This is a genomic window from Halomonas sp. HG01, assembly GCF_000968715.2.
GTDB lineage: Bacteria > Pseudomonadota > Gammaproteobacteria > Pseudomonadales > Halomonadaceae > Halomonas > Halomonas halophila.
Genome location: NZ_CP022134.1, coordinates 2,352,116 through 2,369,739, shown reverse-complemented (window position 1 = coordinate 2,369,739; position 17,624 = coordinate 2,352,116). Strand labels below are relative to the sequence as shown.

The 17,624-nt window shown below is 67.6% G+C and carries 18 protein-coding genes; 9 read left to right on the top strand and 9 right to left on the bottom strand.

Translation table 11 applies throughout. The features are described from left to right. The 7 genes from UN84_RS11165 (at nt 1) to UN84_RS11135 (ending at nt 5,932) form a co-directional block, all read left to right on the top strand. The gene (locus tag UN84_RS11165) at nt 1-426 is read left to right on the top strand and encodes a DUF5681 domain-containing protein (RefSeq protein WP_046080104.1); all 426 of its coding nucleotides are present in this window, start codon (nt 1-3) and stop codon (nt 424-426) included. Further along, nucleotides 413-628: a hypothetical protein gene (locus UN84_RS11160; protein WP_046080105.1), complete on the top strand. Its 216-nt coding sequence runs from the start codon at nt 413-415 to the stop codon at nt 626-628. The genes UN84_RS11165 and UN84_RS11160 overlap by 14 nt, the downstream gene beginning before the upstream one ends. Further along, nucleotides 625-807 carry a hypothetical protein gene (locus UN84_RS11155; RefSeq protein WP_046080106.1) on the top strand — a complete coding sequence of 61 codons (183 nt, stop codon included), beginning with the start codon at nt 625-627 and terminating at the stop codon, nt 805-807. The genes UN84_RS11160 and UN84_RS11155 overlap by 4 nt, the downstream gene beginning before the upstream one ends. Beyond that, nucleotides 804-1,130, top strand: a complete 327-nt coding sequence (locus tag UN84_RS11150; protein WP_046080107.1) for a hypothetical protein — start codon at nt 804-806, stop codon at nt 1,128-1,130. The genes UN84_RS11155 and UN84_RS11150 overlap by 4 nt, the downstream gene beginning before the upstream one ends. 1,123 nt (nt 1,131-2,253) lie before the next feature. Beyond that, a complete protein-coding gene (locus tag UN84_RS11145) occupies nt 2,254-3,033 on the top strand; it encodes a glutaredoxin (RefSeq protein ID WP_046080108.1) in 780 nt (259 codons plus the stop codon). A 649-nt stretch (nt 3,034-3,682) separates the two neighbouring features. Continuing rightward, entirely contained in the window at nt 3,683-3,997 is a 315-nt protein-coding gene (locus tag UN84_RS11140; protein WP_152662886.1) for a hypothetical protein, read from the top strand. 144 nt (nt 3,998-4,141) lie between these two features. Next, nucleotides 4,142-5,932, top strand: coding sequence for a diguanylate cyclase (locus tag UN84_RS11135; protein ID WP_046080111.1), 1,791 nt, complete (start codon nt 4,142-4,144; stop codon nt 5,930-5,932). Nucleotides 5,933-5,955: 23 nt separating this feature from the next. On the opposite strand, the gene UN84_RS11130 is transcribed toward UN84_RS11135, so the two are convergent. From UN84_RS11130 to UN84_RS11115, 4 genes are all read right to left on the bottom strand, one after another. Continuing rightward, on the bottom strand, nt 5,956-6,690 hold the full coding sequence (locus UN84_RS11130) for a hypothetical protein (protein ID WP_046080112.1): 735 nt from the start codon (nt 6,688-6,690) through the stop codon (nt 5,956-5,958). Nucleotides 6,691-7,118: 428 nt separating this feature from the next. Further along, the gene (locus UN84_RS11125; RefSeq protein ID WP_046080113.1) at nt 7,119-7,523 is read right to left on the bottom strand and encodes an STAS/SEC14 domain-containing protein; all 405 of its coding nucleotides are present in this window, start codon (nt 7,521-7,523) and stop codon (nt 7,119-7,121) included. Nucleotides 7,524-7,676: 153 nt separating this feature from the next. After that, nucleotides 7,677-10,790, bottom strand: coding sequence for an efflux RND transporter permease subunit (locus tag UN84_RS11120; RefSeq protein ID WP_046080114.1), 3,114 nt, complete (start codon nt 10,788-10,790; stop codon nt 7,677-7,679). Then, a complete protein-coding gene (locus UN84_RS11115) occupies nt 10,790-11,932 on the bottom strand; it encodes an efflux RND transporter periplasmic adaptor subunit (protein WP_052719393.1) in 1,143 nt (380 codons plus the stop codon). Before UN84_RS11115 ends, UN84_RS11120 begins: the two co-directional genes overlap by 1 nt. A 288-nt stretch (nt 11,933-12,220) precedes the next feature. Between UN84_RS11115 and UN84_RS11110 the strand changes: the two genes are divergently transcribed. Both UN84_RS11110 and UN84_RS11105 read left to right on the top strand, forming a co-directional pair. After that, the gene (locus UN84_RS11110; protein WP_046080115.1) at nt 12,221-13,396 is read left to right on the top strand and encodes an NAD(P)/FAD-dependent oxidoreductase; all 1,176 of its coding nucleotides are present in this window, start codon (nt 12,221-12,223) and stop codon (nt 13,394-13,396) included. 90 nt (nt 13,397-13,486) lie between these two features. Then, nucleotides 13,487-14,467, top strand: a complete 981-nt coding sequence (locus UN84_RS11105; RefSeq protein WP_046080116.1) for a CHAD domain-containing protein — start codon at nt 13,487-13,489, stop codon at nt 14,465-14,467. Between the two features lie 23 nt (nt 14,468-14,490). Here UN84_RS11105 and UN84_RS11100 read toward each other — a convergent pair whose 3' ends face one another. The 5 genes from UN84_RS11100 to UN84_RS11080 form a co-directional block, all read right to left on the bottom strand. Then, nucleotides 14,491-15,225: a ParA family protein gene (locus tag UN84_RS11100; RefSeq protein ID WP_035595192.1), complete on the bottom strand. Its 735-nt coding sequence runs from the start codon at nt 15,223-15,225 to the stop codon at nt 14,491-14,493. A 105-nt stretch (nt 15,226-15,330) separates the two neighbouring features. After that, nucleotides 15,331-15,624, bottom strand: a complete 294-nt coding sequence (locus tag UN84_RS11095) for a YqjK family protein (RefSeq protein ID WP_046080117.1) — start codon at nt 15,622-15,624, stop codon at nt 15,331-15,333. 3 nt (nt 15,625-15,627) lie between these two features. Continuing rightward, a complete protein-coding gene (locus UN84_RS11090; RefSeq protein ID WP_046080118.1) occupies nt 15,628-16,023 on the bottom strand; it encodes a phage holin family protein in 396 nt (131 codons plus the stop codon). Next, nucleotides 16,023-16,355: a DUF883 family protein gene (locus UN84_RS11085; RefSeq protein ID WP_035595112.1), complete on the bottom strand. Its 333-nt coding sequence runs from the start codon at nt 16,353-16,355 to the stop codon at nt 16,023-16,025. The genes UN84_RS11090 and UN84_RS11085 overlap by 1 nt, the downstream gene beginning before the upstream one ends. A gap of 76 nt (nt 16,356-16,431) precedes the next feature. Beyond that, nucleotides 16,432-17,499, bottom strand: a complete 1,068-nt coding sequence (locus tag UN84_RS11080) for a phospholipase A (protein ID WP_046080119.1) — start codon at nt 17,497-17,499, stop codon at nt 16,432-16,434. Between the last annotated feature and the right edge of the window lie 125 nt (nt 17,500-17,624).

The window sequence follows — 17,624 nt, the reverse complement described above, 5'->3', positions numbered from 1 at the left end:
ATGGCCAAGCCTGACAAGCGGGATACGAAGGGCAGGTTTAAGCCGGGGCAGTCTGGCAATCCGTCAGGCCGCCCGGCCCGCGCCGCTGAGCTTCGCCGGCTGATGGATGGTGACGCCGAGGCCGTCGCCGCCAAGGTGCTGGAGGCCGCCAAGAATGGCGACCTCCGGGCCGCTGAGCTTGTCTTGGCTCGCTGCGCCCCTGTCCACCGCCCGACGCAACAGCCGGTGACGTTCGAGCTGGACCGGGACAAGCCGCTGGCCGATCAAGGCCGCGACGTGATGGCCGCCATCGCTGCCGGCGACCTGGCGCCCGATCAAGGCCGGAGCCTGCTGGATGCCCTGGCTGCCCTGGCCAAAGTGACAGAGATCGACGAGATCCAACGCCGACTTTCCGAGCTGGAGAACATGACCAATGGCGACACTTGACCATCAAGGCCATCGAAACCAGAACCAGCAGCGCTACCTCGGCAACTCCGCGCCGCTGGGCGGCCACCGTGTCCGGGTGCTTGTGAAAGGCCAGGCCATGGCCAGCATGGCAGGCCCCGACCTGGACGCCCTCAAGGCCCGAGCGTTCAACTTCGCCAGCGCCCAGGGCTGGCACCGTGCTGTGGTGGAGGTGATCGCATGAATCGAGCTTCGCAGCGCCGACTCGACGCCCTGGAGAAAGCCACCCGTGAGAGTGAGTTTCAGCGCGATGTGGCCATGGTGAGCGAGATCATGGACGAACTGAGCGCCAAGGCAGCCGGCGCCGATCCGCACGAGCGGCAGCCGGACAGCCTGAGCGACTACCTGGAGGGAACCGCATGAACCGGGAGACAATGCGCCGGCTGGAGGCCCTGGAGGTTAAGCACGGCAACGACGACTCGATGCCGCTGGCCATCTTCCTGGTGGTGGATGGCATGAGCCGAGAAGGGGGCAGCGAGCGCCCGGAGGTGCTGGGCTGGCAGGAAAGCATGAGGAATGATCCTATCTGCGTCATGCGTGAGCCTGGTGAAAGCGAAGAGGAATGTGGCAAGCGTGCTGCCCATACTGTCCGCGCCCAGCCTGGTCGAGACCCCCGCGCCGTCCCGGTGCTGCGTGCTGTCACTTCCGACATGCCGGCCACGTCAGACGCCAAGGGCGAAGCGTGATTCTCCCATATCGCCCTTGATGAGATTGGGCGATCAATGAGCGCAAACTTTCGCCCATTGCTGAAATACCCCCGAAAGGGGGGATTTTCCCACTATTGGCGAAAAGATGCAGATTCCCATGTTTTCCCCGACACCACCCTGATGCCGGGGAGTGGCTGACCGAAAAGGGGACGATCCTCCCCTTAAAGCCGGAATCCCGGCCTTTCACCGACAGCGCATTCTTGCGCCGACGGCATGAAACGACGAAACGCAACGCCCAGCCGTCCAACCTGACCGCCCCGATGCGACGATTATCGCAGCGCCTGCCCAGCCCGGTAATTGTGTCACGGCGCCACATTTTCCGGTTTGAAACCGGGATACTTCCATTTCAAATGGAGAAAAGGCGAGCACCACAAGCGCCGTTGCTACGGGGATAGCACTGCGACGCCGCAAATCACAGACCCTCTCAAAGAGGGCTTGCGACAATTCCCCGCTGGCCGATATGCGAATCTGCATGACGGTCGAGGTTTCCAGCCGGTTTCCACCAGAACGCCAGGATCGGCGGGGCAGGGCGATGCCAGGATCATTGCATCGAGTTCCTTCAAATGTGAGGCGCTGTCACATTTGCCACCCCCACCTGGCGCATAGGGTAGGAATCCATATCCGTCCCTGCTGGGCCGGCTGTGTATATGCCAGGATCGCGCAATGTCATCCAATATGTTGGCTATTTTGTTGGGTAGGCGTAGAATTATGCTTCAAGATATTGATATATAAGCGATAGAAGCAGACTCCCCCTCCGCCAAGAATTCTAAAAAAGCCGCTGAGCCATCAGCGGCTTTTTTGTGTTTGTGTCCCTCCTCATCCCCCGCTTTTGCCCATCGGCGTCGCTCCGATGCCCGGTCCCGGAATCGCCCCGGATCTCCTGAACACTTTCAGGTTCAATGTCGCCGTTCGTCCTCCATGGATGACAGGTCATGCTTGGGCCGATCTGAAACTGCTCGGCAACGCGGTCCAGTCGAGGCAGGCGGTTTGACCTTTGGGTCGCACAAGGGTTCTAGGCTAAAAGTTTCATGGAAACCATGGCCGAAGCGCCTGGCCATGAATGCCACGCGCGCGAATGCCTGTCAGGCACTGAAGGAGGTGAATGCCCATGAACAGCGTCTCATCGGCGTCTTCCGCACCGCACAAGACGGCCCGTGTCTACCGTATGAAGACGGACGAGCACCTGTGTCCGTTTGGCCTGAAGACCGTGGATCTGCTCAAGCGCAAGGGCTATCGGGTCGAGGATCACCCCCTCGCCTCGCGGGACGCGATCGAGGAATTCAAGGAGCAGGCCGGTGTCGATACCACGCCCCAGGTTTACATCGGCGAGGAGCGCGTAGGAGGCTATGAGGAGGTTCGCGCCCACCTGGGAATGAGCGTGCCCGGCGAGAAGGAGACCACCTATCAGCCGGTCATCGCCATCTTCGCGATTTCCTTGCTGATCGGCCTGGCGGTGAGCTGGGCGGCCAGTGGCACTCTGGTATCGCCACGCATGCCCGAGTATGCGGTTGCCACCGCCATGGTGCTGCTGGGGCTCCAGAAGCTGCAGGATGTCGAAAGCTTCAGCACCATGTTCCTCAACTATGACCTGCTCGCCCAGCGCCATGTCCCTTACGGCTACGTCTACCCCTTCGCCGAGGCCCTGGCCGGTATCCTGATGCTGGCAGGCGCCCTGATCTGGCTCGCGGCGCCACTGGCGTTGTTCATTGGCACGGTAGGGGCCGTGTCGGTCTTCAAGGCCGTCTACATTGACAAGCGGGAGCTCAAGTGCGCCTGCGTGGGCGGCAACAGCAACGTGCCCCTGGGCTTCGTCTCCTTGACCGAGAACCTGGTCATGATGGGGATGGGGCTCTGGATGCCGCTGAAACAGCTCATCCTGTGAATGATACGTAGGCGGATGGCCGAGTCCTCGGATCGTACACCCGAATACCAAGAGGCTAACCCGACGCCGGCGGGCGCGGTTGCCTCGGGCGCGAAGGCATGATCGGGGCCGGCAGCTTCGCCCTGAGCGGCCGGGTGACACCGAGCTTCGGCGTGCTTCAGGCTTCGCCGAGCTGGAGCGACTACCCGGAGATCAACCGTGCCCCTGGGGGTACCTGATATCGAAGCTCATGGCACGGGCCGGGCGGTGGCTGCTGGTCGGCGGGCCGGTCCGGATACCAGATGCGGCACTCACCGGGCGGTGGCTGGTGGCCGCTGGGCACAGGGGTTCCGTACCGGTGATAGCCATCTCCGCGATGTTGATCCTCGTATCCTCCATAGCCACCGTATCCGTCTGCGTACGCCACGCAGCCGGCCAATGTTCCCAGCGGCCCCAGTGCGGCGCCAATCCTCGCGATTCCGATCATGACGTCCTCGGTGGGGAAGTGAAGCGACGGTCATTCTAGCCACCGTGGCAGGCAGGGCTGGCTCTCCACGGGTTCTTTCACGATATTGCCTCCAGCTGTTGCCTTTTTGCCACAGGGGCATCCCGGCAATGTCGGTTAACTTGCAGGTGACACTTGCCGCCGCACATCGCCGGGAGAGTTACCATGCGTTTTCCTCATATGCTGCTGTTCATCATTGCCCTGGCGAGCCTGGTGAGATGCAGCTATCAGCCTGCCCGGATCAGCTCGGTGCCGGCCATCATCATCGATGACGATGTCTACCACCGTGATCGCGACTGGGAAGACCGTGACTGGGATGACGATGACCGCTGGGAGCGAAGGAGAGAGTGGGAACGGGAGCGTCTCGAGGAGGCGTACGAACGCCGGGAGGAGCGTCGTGAGCGTGAACGTGAGCGCCGGGAGGAGGCCAGGGAGCGTCAAAGAGAGCGCTGGGAAGAGGCGCACGAGCGATGGGATTGACCGCGCTTGCGCGATGACGGCTGGGGCGGCTGACTGGCTAAGGGAGGTCCGGTGCCGCCGTTGAGCCTCCGGTTTGCCTGTTTGGCCCCTCCATGAGTAGCCTTTCCGTATCCGGCCTGCCGGCGCCTCCGAGGCTCATGCTGCATGATCCTGCGCGTTTCCTTCCCGAATATCCTGCTGTCGTGCGGCCTGCGCCCGATGCTGGCGGCCATGGTGCTGCTGTTCTTGCTCTCCACCGGCGCCATGGCGTCGTCGGGGCCGCCGCCGAGCATCGAGAGCGTCGCCATGCTGGCCGATCCGGGAGGGCAGTGGCAGGCAAAGGAGCTGGCCGGCCGGGAGGATGCCTTCCGGCCGGTCGAGACCAGGGCTGATCTGAGCATCGGCTACACCGGCCATCCGGTCTGGCTGCGCTTGCGGGTCTCGGGCGGGGCGCATGGCGCGAGCGAGGCCGTGCTGCGCTTCGTCTATCCGTTGCTGGAGCACGTCTCGCTCTATCGGGTCCAGGGCGGCGCGATCGCGGAGGTGTGGCAGAGCGGGCTGGTGGTGCCGCCCGAGCGGCGGGCGGTGGCGCACCGCTTGCCCGCCTTTCCGCTGAATCTCGAGGCCGGCGAGACCGCCACGCTGCTGGCGAGAGTGGAAAGCGCCGGTAGCATGGCGCTCGGCGTCGAGCTGTTGAGCCTCGAAGCCTTCCGGGTCGCCAGCGACCGGGAGATGTTCTGGCTCTCCGCCTACGTCGGCCTGCTGGTGGCGCTGGGCGCCTATAACCTGCTGCTGTTCGTCGGGCTCCAGGAGCGCGTGTTCCTGCTCTATGCGCTGTTCGTCGGCAGCTTCTGCGTGGCGGTCATCACCGCCAACGGCCTCGGGCCATTGCTGCTGTGGAGCGGGCTGGGCGAGGCGACGGTTCGCTTCGTCACCTTAGGCTTCACGCTCTCGGCGGCGCTGGGCACGCTCTTCGCCCAGCAGTTCCTGCGTACCCGGCATTTCGCGCCGCGCTGGCACCGGGCCCTGCGCTGGCTGCTGGTGGCATGCCTGGCGGGCGTGGTCGGCGCCGGCCTTCTGCCGCGCCGCGGGGCCCTGCAGCTGATGGACGTGGTCGGGCTGGTGACCTGCCTGTCGCTGCTGGCCTGCGCCGTCACCTGCGCCTACCGCCGCGTGCCGGGCGCCAGGCTGTTCGTGCTGGCCTGGGCCTTCCTGCTGGTGGGCGCGTCGATCTTCGCCCTGCGCAACCTCGGCATCATTCCCTCGAACGCCTTCACGCTGTACGGCATCCAGGCGGGATCGGCGCTGGAGATGCTGCTGCTGTCCTTCGCGCTGGCGGCGCGCTTCAATACGCTCAAGCGCCAGAAGGAGAAGGCCCAGGCGCAGCTGGTGGCATCGCTGAAGACCCAGGAATCGATCCTCGAGAAGCGCGTCGCCGAGCGCACCGCGGAGCTCGAGGAGATGGCCCGCCAGGACACCCTGACCGGGCTGTTGAACCGCACCGGACTGGCCGATCGCGCGGCGGCGGCCTGGGGGCGCCGCGAGAAGAACGGCAGCCCGCTGGCGGTGCTGATGCTGGATCTCGACGACTTCAAGCCGATCAACGACCGCTTCGGCCACGCCACGGGCGACAGCGTCATCCAGGTCATCGCCGGGCGGCTGCGCCACCAGATACGCCAGCACGACCACTGCGCCCGCATCGGCGGCGACGAGTTCCTGGTGCTGTGTGAGGACCTGAGCGGCCTCGAGGAGGTCGAGGCGCTGAAGCAGCGCCTGGATGCCGCGATCCGCCAGCCGATCCGGCTCTCGGACGACACGGCGATCCGGGTGGGCGTCAGCATCGGGATCGGCTTCGATGCCTCCGGCACCCAGGACCTCGAGTCGCTGATGCGCCGCGCGGACGCGGCGATGTATGCCAGCAAGCGTGACGAGCGGCGGCGCGCCGAAGGCTCGTGATGGCCGGCCGGGGAAAGCGATGCTTAACGAGCGTGGTCCGAGAGGCCGATCAGTCGGTCGGTGCGCTGGGCGCTGAGCCGCTGGATCAGCCGCCGCAGTCGACGTCGTTGTCGCCAGGACGCGAGGCGCTTGGTGTCCCAGCTCGCCGGCGTCAGGGCACACTGATCCCCGCGATCCTCGAGCCGGAAACGCCGCTCGGCGCCGACCGGCATGTCCTCTGGCCCGTAGATGCCGATGAGCCGGATCGTCAGGCTGTGCAGCACCAGATCATCCGCCGGGCGATGGCCGGCCATCTCGATGCCCTCCAGCTCGGCGATGCTGTGGATCAGCCCGGAAAAGGTGCCGATGTGCAGGAAATCGCCCGAGTCCAGCGGCCCCTGTCGGGTGTCATGCCGCCCGGCACTCGGGTCGTGGCGCCGCTCGGGGGGAGCCCCGTCGTGCGTGGTCGTGTTGCCCCGCGTCTCGTCACCTTCGCTGTACTGCTGCTCGCGGTCGGTCACGTCTACGGTGATGGTGCCCCGCGAGGTCTCGAGGTCGGCGACGATGTACTCGAGGAAGATCGATTCGGCGCTCATGTTGCTGATGATGCACAGGGCATCGATGTCGCGTTTCTTGCCGCGGTTGATCAACAGCCTAGGGCGCCGCTGTCGGCGAAAGCCCCAGTAGAGCAGCTGCGCATACACCAGCCAGATGGCCAGCGTGACCAGGTTGATGAAGACGACCAGCACGTCCCGGTGCTGCGCTAACCATTCGAACATGACGTTCCCTGTCGTTGCCTCGCGGATCGCTCCCCAGCCTAAAGCAAAAGCCCCGGCGCTGTCCTGGCGGCGGTGGGCGCTCGGGGTTCTGGCGGACCCTGGCGTCCTCGGAGCGTCGCGTTTCTGTTAGTGATTTCCTACGTCCGGCGGCGTCGATGCCATGCGGCCGGAAGCCGGGAGGCGCGTCATGATGGAGTCATGGCGTGCACCCGGCCACCAGGGCCCGGGTCAGGTCGGGCCATGGACGGCCCGTGCATGCCAGGGACTCGGTGAGCGCCCGGCGGTACCCGTACCCCCTGCGGGCAGCCGCCAAGTCTCATTGTTCCGACGTGATCGAGACGTCACTTTTCCCTGCTTGGCCCCCCTCGTGGGGGCATTTTTTGGCGTGGACCACGTTTGGGGGTGAGCCGCACGCCGTGTCGCCGGCGCTATGCCCCGGTGCGGCGGCCGGCTGGCGGGGAGGGCAGATGCTCCACCCACTCCAGGGCGTCGGGCTTGTGGCGGTGGGTGAAGGTGCGGATCTCCATCGACTTGAACAGATGATTCTCCAGCCGCGTCAGGTGGCGCACCCAGTGCCTGTCGCTGAGCACCGCGGCGCGATAGTAGCGGTTGAGATCGCCGATCTGGGTCAGGCCGTAGCCGAGGTCGCGCAGGAAGGCGGTGAAGGTCATCCAGCGCATCTCGTCGATCTCGGCGTAGAGGCTGATACGGGGCTGGGTCTTCTTGGTCGCCTCGATGGCATCGATGGCCACCTGAAGGTCCGGCGCGGTGACGCGGCCGCTGACCTTCATCGCCACCACGTGATCGGCCCCCGAGGGCAGGAGTTCAAGCATGATCGGGCCTCCCTGGCTCTGGCTGGGATGGTCGTGTCTTACCCTGAGCATAGTCGCTGGCGAGGCGAAAGGCCGTGGCTCGGCGCCGAAAGGCAGTGAAGCCCGGCGTCGCGTGCGACGCCGGGCCCCGTTCCTGACGGCGGTGACGCGGCCTCAGTGCTGGGCCGGCAGCTCGTCCATCTCCCGTTCCAGGCGGCGGGCCACGTCGCCGGGCGAGCCGGTGCGCCGGGCCAGCAGGTCGTAGGCCACCGGTACCACGAACAGGGTGAAGAAGGTCGCCGCGGCCACGCCGGTGAAGATCACGGTGCCGATCACCAGACGGGTCTCGGCGCCGGCGCCGCTGGAGAGGATCAGCGGCACCGAGCCGGCGATGGTGGTGGCCGAGGTCATCACGATGGGGCGCAGCCGGGTCATGGCGGCGCGCAGCAGTGCCTCGCGGAAGGCCGTGCCCTGGTCGCGCAGCTGATTGGCGAACTCCACGATCAGGATACCGTTCTTGGCCGCCAGGCCCACCAGCATCACCAGTCCCACCTGGCTGTAGATGTTCAGCGACTGACCGGTGAGCCACAGCCCGAGCAGGGCGCCGCCGATGGCCAGTGGCACGGTGAGCATGATCACCAGCGGGTGGACGAAGCTCTCGAACTGGGCGGCCAGTACCAGGAACACCACCAGGGTGCCGAGCACCAGCAGGAAGGTGGTGGCGCCGCTGGACTCGCGATAGTCCCGTGCCTCGCCCTTGACGTCGGTCTGCACGCCGGGCGGCAGCACCTCGTCCACGGCATTTTCCAGGTAGGCCAATGCCTCGCCCATGGAATAGCCCTCGGCCAGGTCCGCCTGGACCGTGATCGCCCGTAGCCGGTTGTAGCGATTGAGCTGGCTGGGCCCGGCGTAGGTCTCGATCTCGACCAGGCTGGATAGCGGTATCAGCTCGCCGGTGCGCGCCGAGCGCACCCGCAGGCTTTCCAGGGCGCCCGGCGTCGGGGTGGCCCCGCGCTCGCTCTCGAGGATGACGTCGTACTCCTCGCCGCGGTCGGTGAAGCGGGTGACGGTCCGCCCGCCGAGCAGGGTCTCCAGGGTGCGGCCGATATCGCTGACGGTGACACCGAGGTCGGCCGCGCGGTTGTAATCGATGTTCACGCTGAGCTGAGGCTGGTTCTCCTCGTAGTCGCTCTCCAGGTTGAGCAGCCCCGGGTTGTCCTGGCGGATGTGATCCATCAGGGCGTCGCGCCAGGTCACCAGCTGCTCGTAGCTGCCGCCGCCGAGCACGAACTGCAGGCCCTGCTGGCTACCGCCACCGAACCCCTGGGGCATGATCGGGAACGCACGGATGCCGGGGAGCCCGGCCAGGTCCCGGCGTACCTCGTTCAGCACCGGGCCGGCCGGGCCGCGCTCGTCCCAGTCGGCGAGGCCGACGATGGCGAAACCGGAGTTGAAGTTCTCGGTGCGCCCGCGCCCGCGGGGCGACATGACCATCACGTCCTCGACCTCGCCGTCCTCGCGCAGCGGCAAAAGCCGGGCCTCCACCTCGTCCATGTAGTCCTCCATGTACGAGAAGGTGGCGCCGGGCGGGCCATTGATCAGCACGAAGAAGCTGCCGCGGTCCTCCTGCGGGGTGTATTCCGCCGGCAGCTGGGGATAGAGCCAGGCGATGGCCGCGATCAGTCCCACGAAGCCTGCCACCACCAGCCAGCGCAGCCTGAGCACCGCCTCCAGGCAGCGTCGGTAGACCTCCTGGGCCCAGTTCAGCCCGCCGTCGACCCAGTGGGCGAGGCGGCCCTCGTACAGGCTCGGCGAGAGGATCTTGGAGGCCATCATCGGGCTCAGCGTCAGGGCCAGCAGCGACGAGATGGCCACCGCCGCCGAGAGCGTCAGCGCGAACTCGGTGAACAGCTTGCCGACGTCGCCCTGAATGAAGCTCAGCGGCACGAACACCGCGATCAGCACCAGGCTGGTGGCGATCACCGCAAAGGCCAGCTGGCGCGCGCCGCGGTAGGCGGCGACCAGCGGCGTCTCGCCGTAGAGATGCATGCGCCGGTGGATATTTTCGAGTACCACGATGGCGTCGTCCACCACCAGGCCGATGGCCAGCACCAGGGCCAGCAGGGTCAGCAGGTTGATGGTGAAGCCCATGGCCGCCAGGGCGGCGAAGGTGCCGATGAGCGTCACCGGCACCGTGACCGCCGGCACCAGGGTGGTGCGCAGGTTGCCGAGGAAGACGAAGATCACCACCACCACCAGGCCGATGGCGATCAGCAGCGTGCTGACCACCTCGCGGATGGCGCCGGAGACGAAGGTGGAGGCGTCGTAGTTGACCGCCAGGCTCATGCCCTCGGGCAGCCGCTCTCCGACCCGCTCGGCCTCGGCGCGCACCGCGTCGGAGAGCGCCATGACGTTGGCGGTGGACTGCTTGATCATGCCCAGGCCGACCACCGTCTGGCCGTTGCCGCGGAACAGCGAGCGCTCCTCGACGGTGCCTAGCTCGACCCGTGCGACGTCGGCCAGGCGCACCAGATAGCCGCCTTCGCCGCGGTCGAGCACCAGCTCGCGGAAGTCCTCGGGGCTGGCGAAGCTGCGCGGCAGACGCACGATGAACTGGCGGTCGGCAGATTCCACGGCGCCGCCGGGCAGCTCGACGTTTTCCTCGCGCAGGGCGCTCTCGACGTCGCTGACCGCCAGCCCGCGGGCGGCGAGGGCGTCGTTGTCCAGCCACACGCGCATGGCGTATTCGCGGCCGCCGCCGACGTACACCCCGGAGACGCCTTCCTGCACCGAGAAGCCGTCGACCAGATAGCGCTCGGCGTAGTCGGTCAACTCGGCGGTGGTGTAGCCCTCGCCGGAGAGCATCAGCCACATCACCATCTCGGAGCTGGTGTCCTCCTTGCGCACCTCCGGCGGGTCGGCTTCTTCGGGCAGATTGTCGGCGGCGCCGGAGATGCGGTCGCGCACGTCGTTGGCGGCGGCATCCACATCGGTGTTCAGGCCGAACTCGATGGTGATGCTGGAGTTGCCGTCGCTGCTGGTGGAGGAGATCACCTCGATGCCGGCGATGCCGGCGACGCGTTCCTCCAGCACCTGGGTGATGCGGGTCTCCACCACCTCGGCGTTGGCCCCGGGGTAGGAGGTGCTGATGCTGACGATCGGCGGATCGATGGTGGGGTATTCCTGCAGCGGCAGGCGGGTCAGGGCCAGCAGGCCGAAGGCGACGATCAGCGCCGCCATGACGATGGCCAGCACCGGTCGCTGGACGGAGATGTCGGACAGTCGCATCAGGCGTCATCTCCGTCGCGGGTCGCGCGCAGGATGTCGCTGACGCTGGTGGTGTCGTCGGCGATACCGATCAGCTCCACGCTGGAAGCGTCGTGCAGGCGATCGGCGCCGTGGCTGACTACCAGGTCGCCGGGGGCCAGGCCCTCGATGACCTCCACCTCGCCGCGTCGGCGTGCGCCCACGGCGATCTCGCGGCGCTCCACGCTGCCGTCTTCCGTTGAGGTGATCACCCATACCCACTGACGGCTCCCCTCGGGGACCACGGCGGACTCAGGGATCACCAGTGTCTGGCGCGGACGGCGGTCGAGGGTGACGCGCATCAGCATGCCGGGTCGCAGCAGCCGCTCGTCGTTGTCGAGCATGGCCCTCACGCTGACGCTGCGGCTGGCCGGATCGATCCGGGAGTCGATGATGGCAATCTCGCCCTCGAACACGCGCTCCGGATAGGCGGCGGTGGTGGCGCTCAGCGTCAGCCCCTCGGCCAGGGCGCCGAGCTGGACCTCCGGCACCTCGAAGTCGAGCTTCATGCGCGAGACGTCGTCCAGGGTGGCCAGCTCGTCGCCCGGCGAGACCAGTGCGCCCACGCTGAGGCCGCGCACGCCGACCACGCCGTCGAAGGGCGCGGTGATGCGATAGTCGTCGAGTCGCGCGCGCAGCCCCTGGAGGGTGGCATCCACCTGCTGCAGCTGGGCGCGGCTGTCCTCGATGTCGGCCCGGGGGGCCAGGTTGCGTTCCTGCAGCTGGGCCAGGCGGTCGACGGCGTTCTGGCGCTCGACGCGCAGCGCCTGGGCCTCGCGCAGCGACGCCCGTTCCTCGGCGTCGGACAGCTCGACCAGCACGTCGCCGCGGCTGACCGTCTCGCCGCCCTCGAAGTTGATCGCCGTCACCGTGTCGGTGACCGTGGACGACAGCGTCACACTCTCGTTGGCGGCCAGGGTGCCGAGCGATTCCAGCGGGTCCGACCAGGCCTCCAGGCCGGCCTCGGCGCCGATCACCGGCGTCGGCGGCATGCCGGCGGGCTGGGCCAGGGCGGCCGGGGCCAGAAACGTCAGCGCCGAGCAGAGGGCGAGCAGCAGCAGGCTCGGCATGGCCGGCCCGGATCGGTGGAGCCTGGCGTGGCGCGTGGCGAATGCGTGGTTCATGAGCGAGTGTCCGAAAGAGAGGCGTCGGCCCTGACAGGGGAGAGGGTCGAGTGGTGATACGAAAAACGTCGAAGAATGGCGACAGCATGCCTCAAGCCGGGCGCCAGGATGTCAACGCGACGCGCTTTGCACAATGTTTTCGCAACTCGTTCTCCCTGCGACAACACGCCGTTGCGCGAGGCGCGTCGTGGCGGGCTCGCGCCGACAGGCTCTGGTACCATGTCGCCCTTTTGCGGGCGTCCGCCCCGGGCGCGGTCCGGTGGCATGGGGAGTGAGATGAGTAGTGGCATGACGTATGACGTGGTGATTATCGGCGCTGGCGCCGCTGGCTTGATGTGCGCGCTGACCGCCGGCTATGCCGGACGGTCGGTGCTGGTCATCGATCATGCCAACAAGGCCGGCAAGAAGATCCTGATGTCCGGCGGCGGGCGCTGCAACTTCACCAACCTCGATACTGCCCCGGCCCACTTCTTCTCCAGCAATCCCCACTTCTGCATCTCGGCGCTCAAGCGCTACCGGCCGGAGCACTTCGTCGAGCTGGTCGAGCGCCACGGCCTGGAGCACGTGGAGAAGGCGCCGGGGCAGCTGTTCTGTGCCGACTCGGCCAAGGACCTGCTGGCGGTGCTGCTCACCGAATGCGACTGGGCGGGCGTCGAGATCCGCCTCAAGACCTCCGTCGAGTCACTCGAGCGCCAGGGCGAGGGCATGCGGCTCGACACCTCCGCCGGGCGCATCGAGGCCGGGGCGGTGGTGGTCGCCACCGGCGGGCTGTCGATCCCGACCCTCGGCGCCAGCGGCTTCGGCTACGAGATCGCCCGCCAGTTCGGCCTCGAGGTGACCGACACCCGGGCCGCCCTGGTGCCCTTCACCCTGACCTCGGCCTGGAAGGAACGCACCGCGGCGCTGTCCGGGCTCTCCACCGAGGTGGTGGCGCGCTGCCGCGACGGCGAATACCGCGAGCCGATGCTGTTCACCCACCGCGGGCTGTCCGGGCCGGCGCTGCTGCAGGTCTCCAGCCACTGGCATCCCGGTGATGAGCTGGCCATCGATCTGCTGCCCGGGGAGTCGGCCTTCGAGGGGCTGGCGGCCGCCCAGCGCGAGGCGCCGAAACGGCGCCTCTCCACCTGGCTCGGCGAGCGCCTGCCGCGGCGCCTGGCCCAGGCGCTGGTCGAATGGCATGGCGGCGACGGCCCCATGGCCGAACGCTCCAATGCGGACCTCGAAGCCTGGGCCTCACGCCTCAACGACTGGCGGATCAAGCCCGCCGGCACCGAGGGCTGGCGCACCGCCGAGGTCACCATGGGCGGCGTCGACACCCGGGCGCTGTCGTCGAAGACCTTCGAGGTCAACGGTCTGCCCCAGCTGCGCTTCATCGGCGAGGTGCTGGACGTCACCGGCCAGCTCGGCGGCTACAACTTCCAGTGGGCCTGGGCGTCCGGTGTGGCCTGCGGCCAAGCGGTCTAGGTCTTCTGCTCGGGCAAGACTCCTCATGCTATCAACGGTTTAGGCCGGCCTATACTGGGGGCATCGCTTGCCACCGGAGGGAAGGTCGTCATGAGCAAACCGCTGCATCGCAAGCGTCTGAACCGCGTGGTCGGGCGTCAGGGTCTGGCCCTGCTGGCCCAGGCCCGGTCGGCCTGGCCGCGCATCGAGGACCCCGAGGATCCCGAGGGGCTGCACGACTTTCGGGTGGCGCTGCGCCGCCTGCGTTCCTGGCTCAAGGCCTACCGCGGCTATCCGGGCGTGGTGATTCCCAAGACGCAGCGGCGTCGTCTGCGCGACCTGGCCCGGGCCACCAATGAGGCCCGCGACGGCGAGGTGATGCTGGCCTGGCTAGAGGCCGAGCGGCCGTCGCTGGGCAACGCCGAGCGCGGCGCCGTCGATTGGTGGAGCGAGCGGCTGAGGGCCCGGGTCGAGGCCGATTATGCCGAGGCCCGCTGCGTGCTGGAGGCGGGGTTTCCGGGGCTCGATCGCGAGCTCGGCGAGACCCTGGCGGCACTGGCGAAGAAGGGCGGTGGGCCCCGCTTCGGCGAGGCGACCGCCCGTGAGCTGGCCGCCCTGCGCGAGACCCTGACCGCGGAGCTCGCCGCCATCGACTCCCCGGAGTCGCAGGATGCGCTGCATCGTCCGCGCATCACCGGCAAGCGCATCCGCTACCTGCTGAAGCCCTGGAAGGGGGAGGCGCCGATCTTCGATGAGGCGGAGAAGGCCATGAAGGCGTTCCAGGATGCCTTCGGCGTGCTGCACGACGACCTGGTGCGGAAACCGGCCCTGACGGCGGCGGCCGCCGCCCATGCCGAGGAGGAGGCGCGGGAGAAGCTGGCGCTGGCGGCCGAGGGCGAGGAGGCTCGGGCCGCGGCGCCGCGTCATCTGCGCGGCTTCATGGGGCTGGCGAGGGCCCATCGCGAACGTCGCCTGGCCCACTACGACCGCGTCCTGGAGGTGGCGCGCTCGGCCGGGCCGGGCGACCAGGGAGGGCCGCTGACGCTGGCAGACCGGCTGGAAGCGGCCCTCGCCGCCATGCGCGTCGACTGAGCGCGCAGAACGGGTGCGGCGCCTCAGCGCAGGCGCTGCTCGATCTCCCGCCACAGGGCGGTGTAGGCCTTGGCCGCGGCGGTGCGCGGGGCGTAGTCGCGCACCGGGGCACGCTCCAGGCCCATGCGTTCCACCGCACTGGCCGAGGGAATATCGATCGACAGCCGCAGCGGCCAGCGTTCATGGAAGCCGTCCATGACCTGGCGGTGCAGGGTGCGCCGGCGATCAGCGAGGGTGATGAAGGGCCACACCGTGCAAGCGATGTCGTGGTCGTCGAGGAAGTCCTGAAGCTGGTCCAGGGTACGCAGCGACAGTACCGTCGGCACCACGGGCACGAGCAGGGCGTCGACGCTGGAGAAGATGTTCTCCGAGAGATGCGAGAGGCTGGGCGGGCAATCGAGGATCACCAGGTCGTAGTCGTCGCGCACCGGCTTGAGAATCCGACGCAGGTGGCTGCCGTCACGCTTGGCGAGCAGGGCATCCATCTCGCGTGACGCCAGCGCCGCCGGCAGCAGGTCGAGCCCCTCGATCTGGGTGGCGCGAATGGCCTTGTCGAAGGATGCCTTGCCCTTGACCAGCTTGTCCACGCCGCCGCGAACCTTCGGTTTGACGCGCAGATAGAAGCTGGTGGCCGCCTGGGGGTCAAGATCCCAGAGCAGTACGCGATATCCCGCTCGAGCCGCTTCCGCGGCCAGGTTGACGGCGGAGGCCGTCTTGCCGACGCCGCCCTTGATGCTATAGAGCGCCAGCATGCGCATGGGGTCCATGTCCTGTCGTCGTTCCGTCACGTTGTCGAAACAAAATCATAACAGGCCTGCCATGTCAGTGTGTTACGGCAGGATGATAATCACGTCGAGGTGGCATCAGGGCAGTGGCAGGAAGCGCTGCAGCCGCTTCAGCCGCCGTGCGGTGACCGCGACGAACAGCGAGCGCCTGGCCAGTCGCTTGGCCGCCGCGGGATGACGCAGCGACCAAAAGAGCAGCAGGGCGCCGCCACCCACGGCGGGCAGCCGGTAGCGCTGAAGGGATTGCCAGCCGGCCTCGAGCGGGCGGGCGGCCTGGTGCCAGTGCTCGGACTCGACCAGCAGGTCGAGGCGCTGCTGTTCGATGGCGGCCTCCAGGGCTGCCTTGCGGGCTCGACGCTCGGCGTTGGTCATCGATCAGCGCTCCTCGCTCCGGGTCTCCATCAGCTCGCGGTCCATCGCCAGATGCTTGAGAGTGTCGACCAGCAGGGTGCGGCGCCGAGCCAGATGCATCACCCAGCCCGCCAGCCCCAGGCCGCCGATCAGCAGCACCGCGGCGCAGCCGCCGATGGCGGCCAGCCGGTAACTGTCCCAGAAGGCGACGATGATCAGGGTGGTGAGCGCGCCGAGCCCCAGCAGCAGCAGCAGCAAGCTGATGCCGGCCAGCAGCAGCAGGGTGACGAGTCGTGCGCGCTCTTCCTCGAGCTCCAGCACGGCGAGACGCAGACGCGTCTCGCCGGTGGCGACCAGGCTGCCCAGCAGCCGCTTGCCGGCGCCGAACAGTCGCTGAGCCGGTCCCTGGCCCTCCGACATCAGCGCCGCCCGATCAGCATGCCGACGACCACGCCGACGGCGGCGCCGATGCCGATGCTGGTCCAGGGGTTGTCGCGGACGTAGCGGTCGCAGGCGTCGGCCTGCTGGGTCACGGCCTCGCGGGTGTCGCGGTAGGCGCGCTCGCCGCGGGCCTCGAGCCGGGCGCGGGTCTCGCTGAGGCGCTTCTCGGCCCGCTCGCGCAGCTCCTTGATGTTGTGGCGGGAATCGTCGGCCGTGGCGTTGACCAGCTCCTCGACGGTCTGCGAGAGATGCTGCAGGTCTTCCTTGAGCTGTTCGGTGGTCTCACGGGTATGGGACGTATGGTCGCTCATCGGGTCTTCCTCTGACGGTGCGTGACAGGCCCAGCATAGCAGCCGTTGTCGGGGGTGCGTAATGACCGGGCACAGGTCAGCGCGAGAAGGTGCCGGTGGAAAACAGCGGGTTGAGGCTGAAGCCGAGACTCACGCGCTGCGTGCTGCGATCGTAGTCGATCAGGCTCTCGCCGTAGCCCTGGTAGAACTGGACATGGCCCCGGATCTTGCCGAACAGCGGCCAGGAGTAGTCGAGCTGGGCACCCATGTGGCCCTGGTCGGGATTGCCTCGCCACAGCAGGCTGGCCTCGTGGTCGTCGAACAGACGGCGCGCCACGGTGACATCGGCGTAGCCCAGGTAATCCTCGATGTCGGGATTGTCGTCCTCGCCCTCGGTCTCGGGCAGGCGCCAGTAGGGCGACAGCGAGACGGCCCAGTCGTCGTTGATGAAGGTGCTGGTCAGGATCAGCCGGTTCCAGCTGCGCGATAGGCTGCCGGAGCGGCCGTTGGACTGGTGGTTGAGCGAGACCCGGTTGTTGATGTTGGTCCAGCCGAGCAGCGACCAGTCGTTCTCGAAGTCGGCGAAGACTTCCGGCTCGTAGTTGGTCTCGCGGAACGGCGATGAGGCGTCGGCGTTGTAGGCCTGCCACCAGCTGCGCTGGGTATAGCCGAAGTAGAGGTCGGCGCGGTCGAACAGCACGTCGTCGGCGATCTTGAACTTGGCGCTGAACTGGAACTTCACCTCGAGCCGGTCGGGATCGGCTTCGCGGTCGATCTCGTTGAAGCTTTCCCGGTTGGGCGAGGTGGTGTAACTCAGCGGCAGCAGGTAGTTGCGATGGTGCGCGGTGATGGAGAAGGGGTTGTCGGACGATTCCTCCTCCAGCAGTCGCCGCTCGGCCACCGAGGCGCCGATCGGTGCCTCGGTCGGCGGTGTGGTGTCGGCGGTTTCGGCACTGGCCGCCGGAGCCGTCTGCGGCGGCTCTTCCGCCGGCCGGGCCAGGCGGGTGCGCAGTTCGCCGATCTCGGCCTGCAGCGACTGGATGCGATCGCGGATCGCCTGGCGCTCGGCGTCGCTCGGCGCGGCGTTCGTCTGGGCCTGTCCCTGGCCGGCCAGGCCGGCGCCGAGGGCGGCCGCGAGCAGCGTGGCGATGGAGCGTGAAGCCATGGGGAGTGACTACCCTGTCTAGGAGGAATCGTCGTTCTATCATGCCCGTCCGGGGAGTCAACGGCCAGGGTCGCCGCTGGTGTCGTTGCCATGTCGCCCCGGGACGCCGACAATCCGCTGCCAAG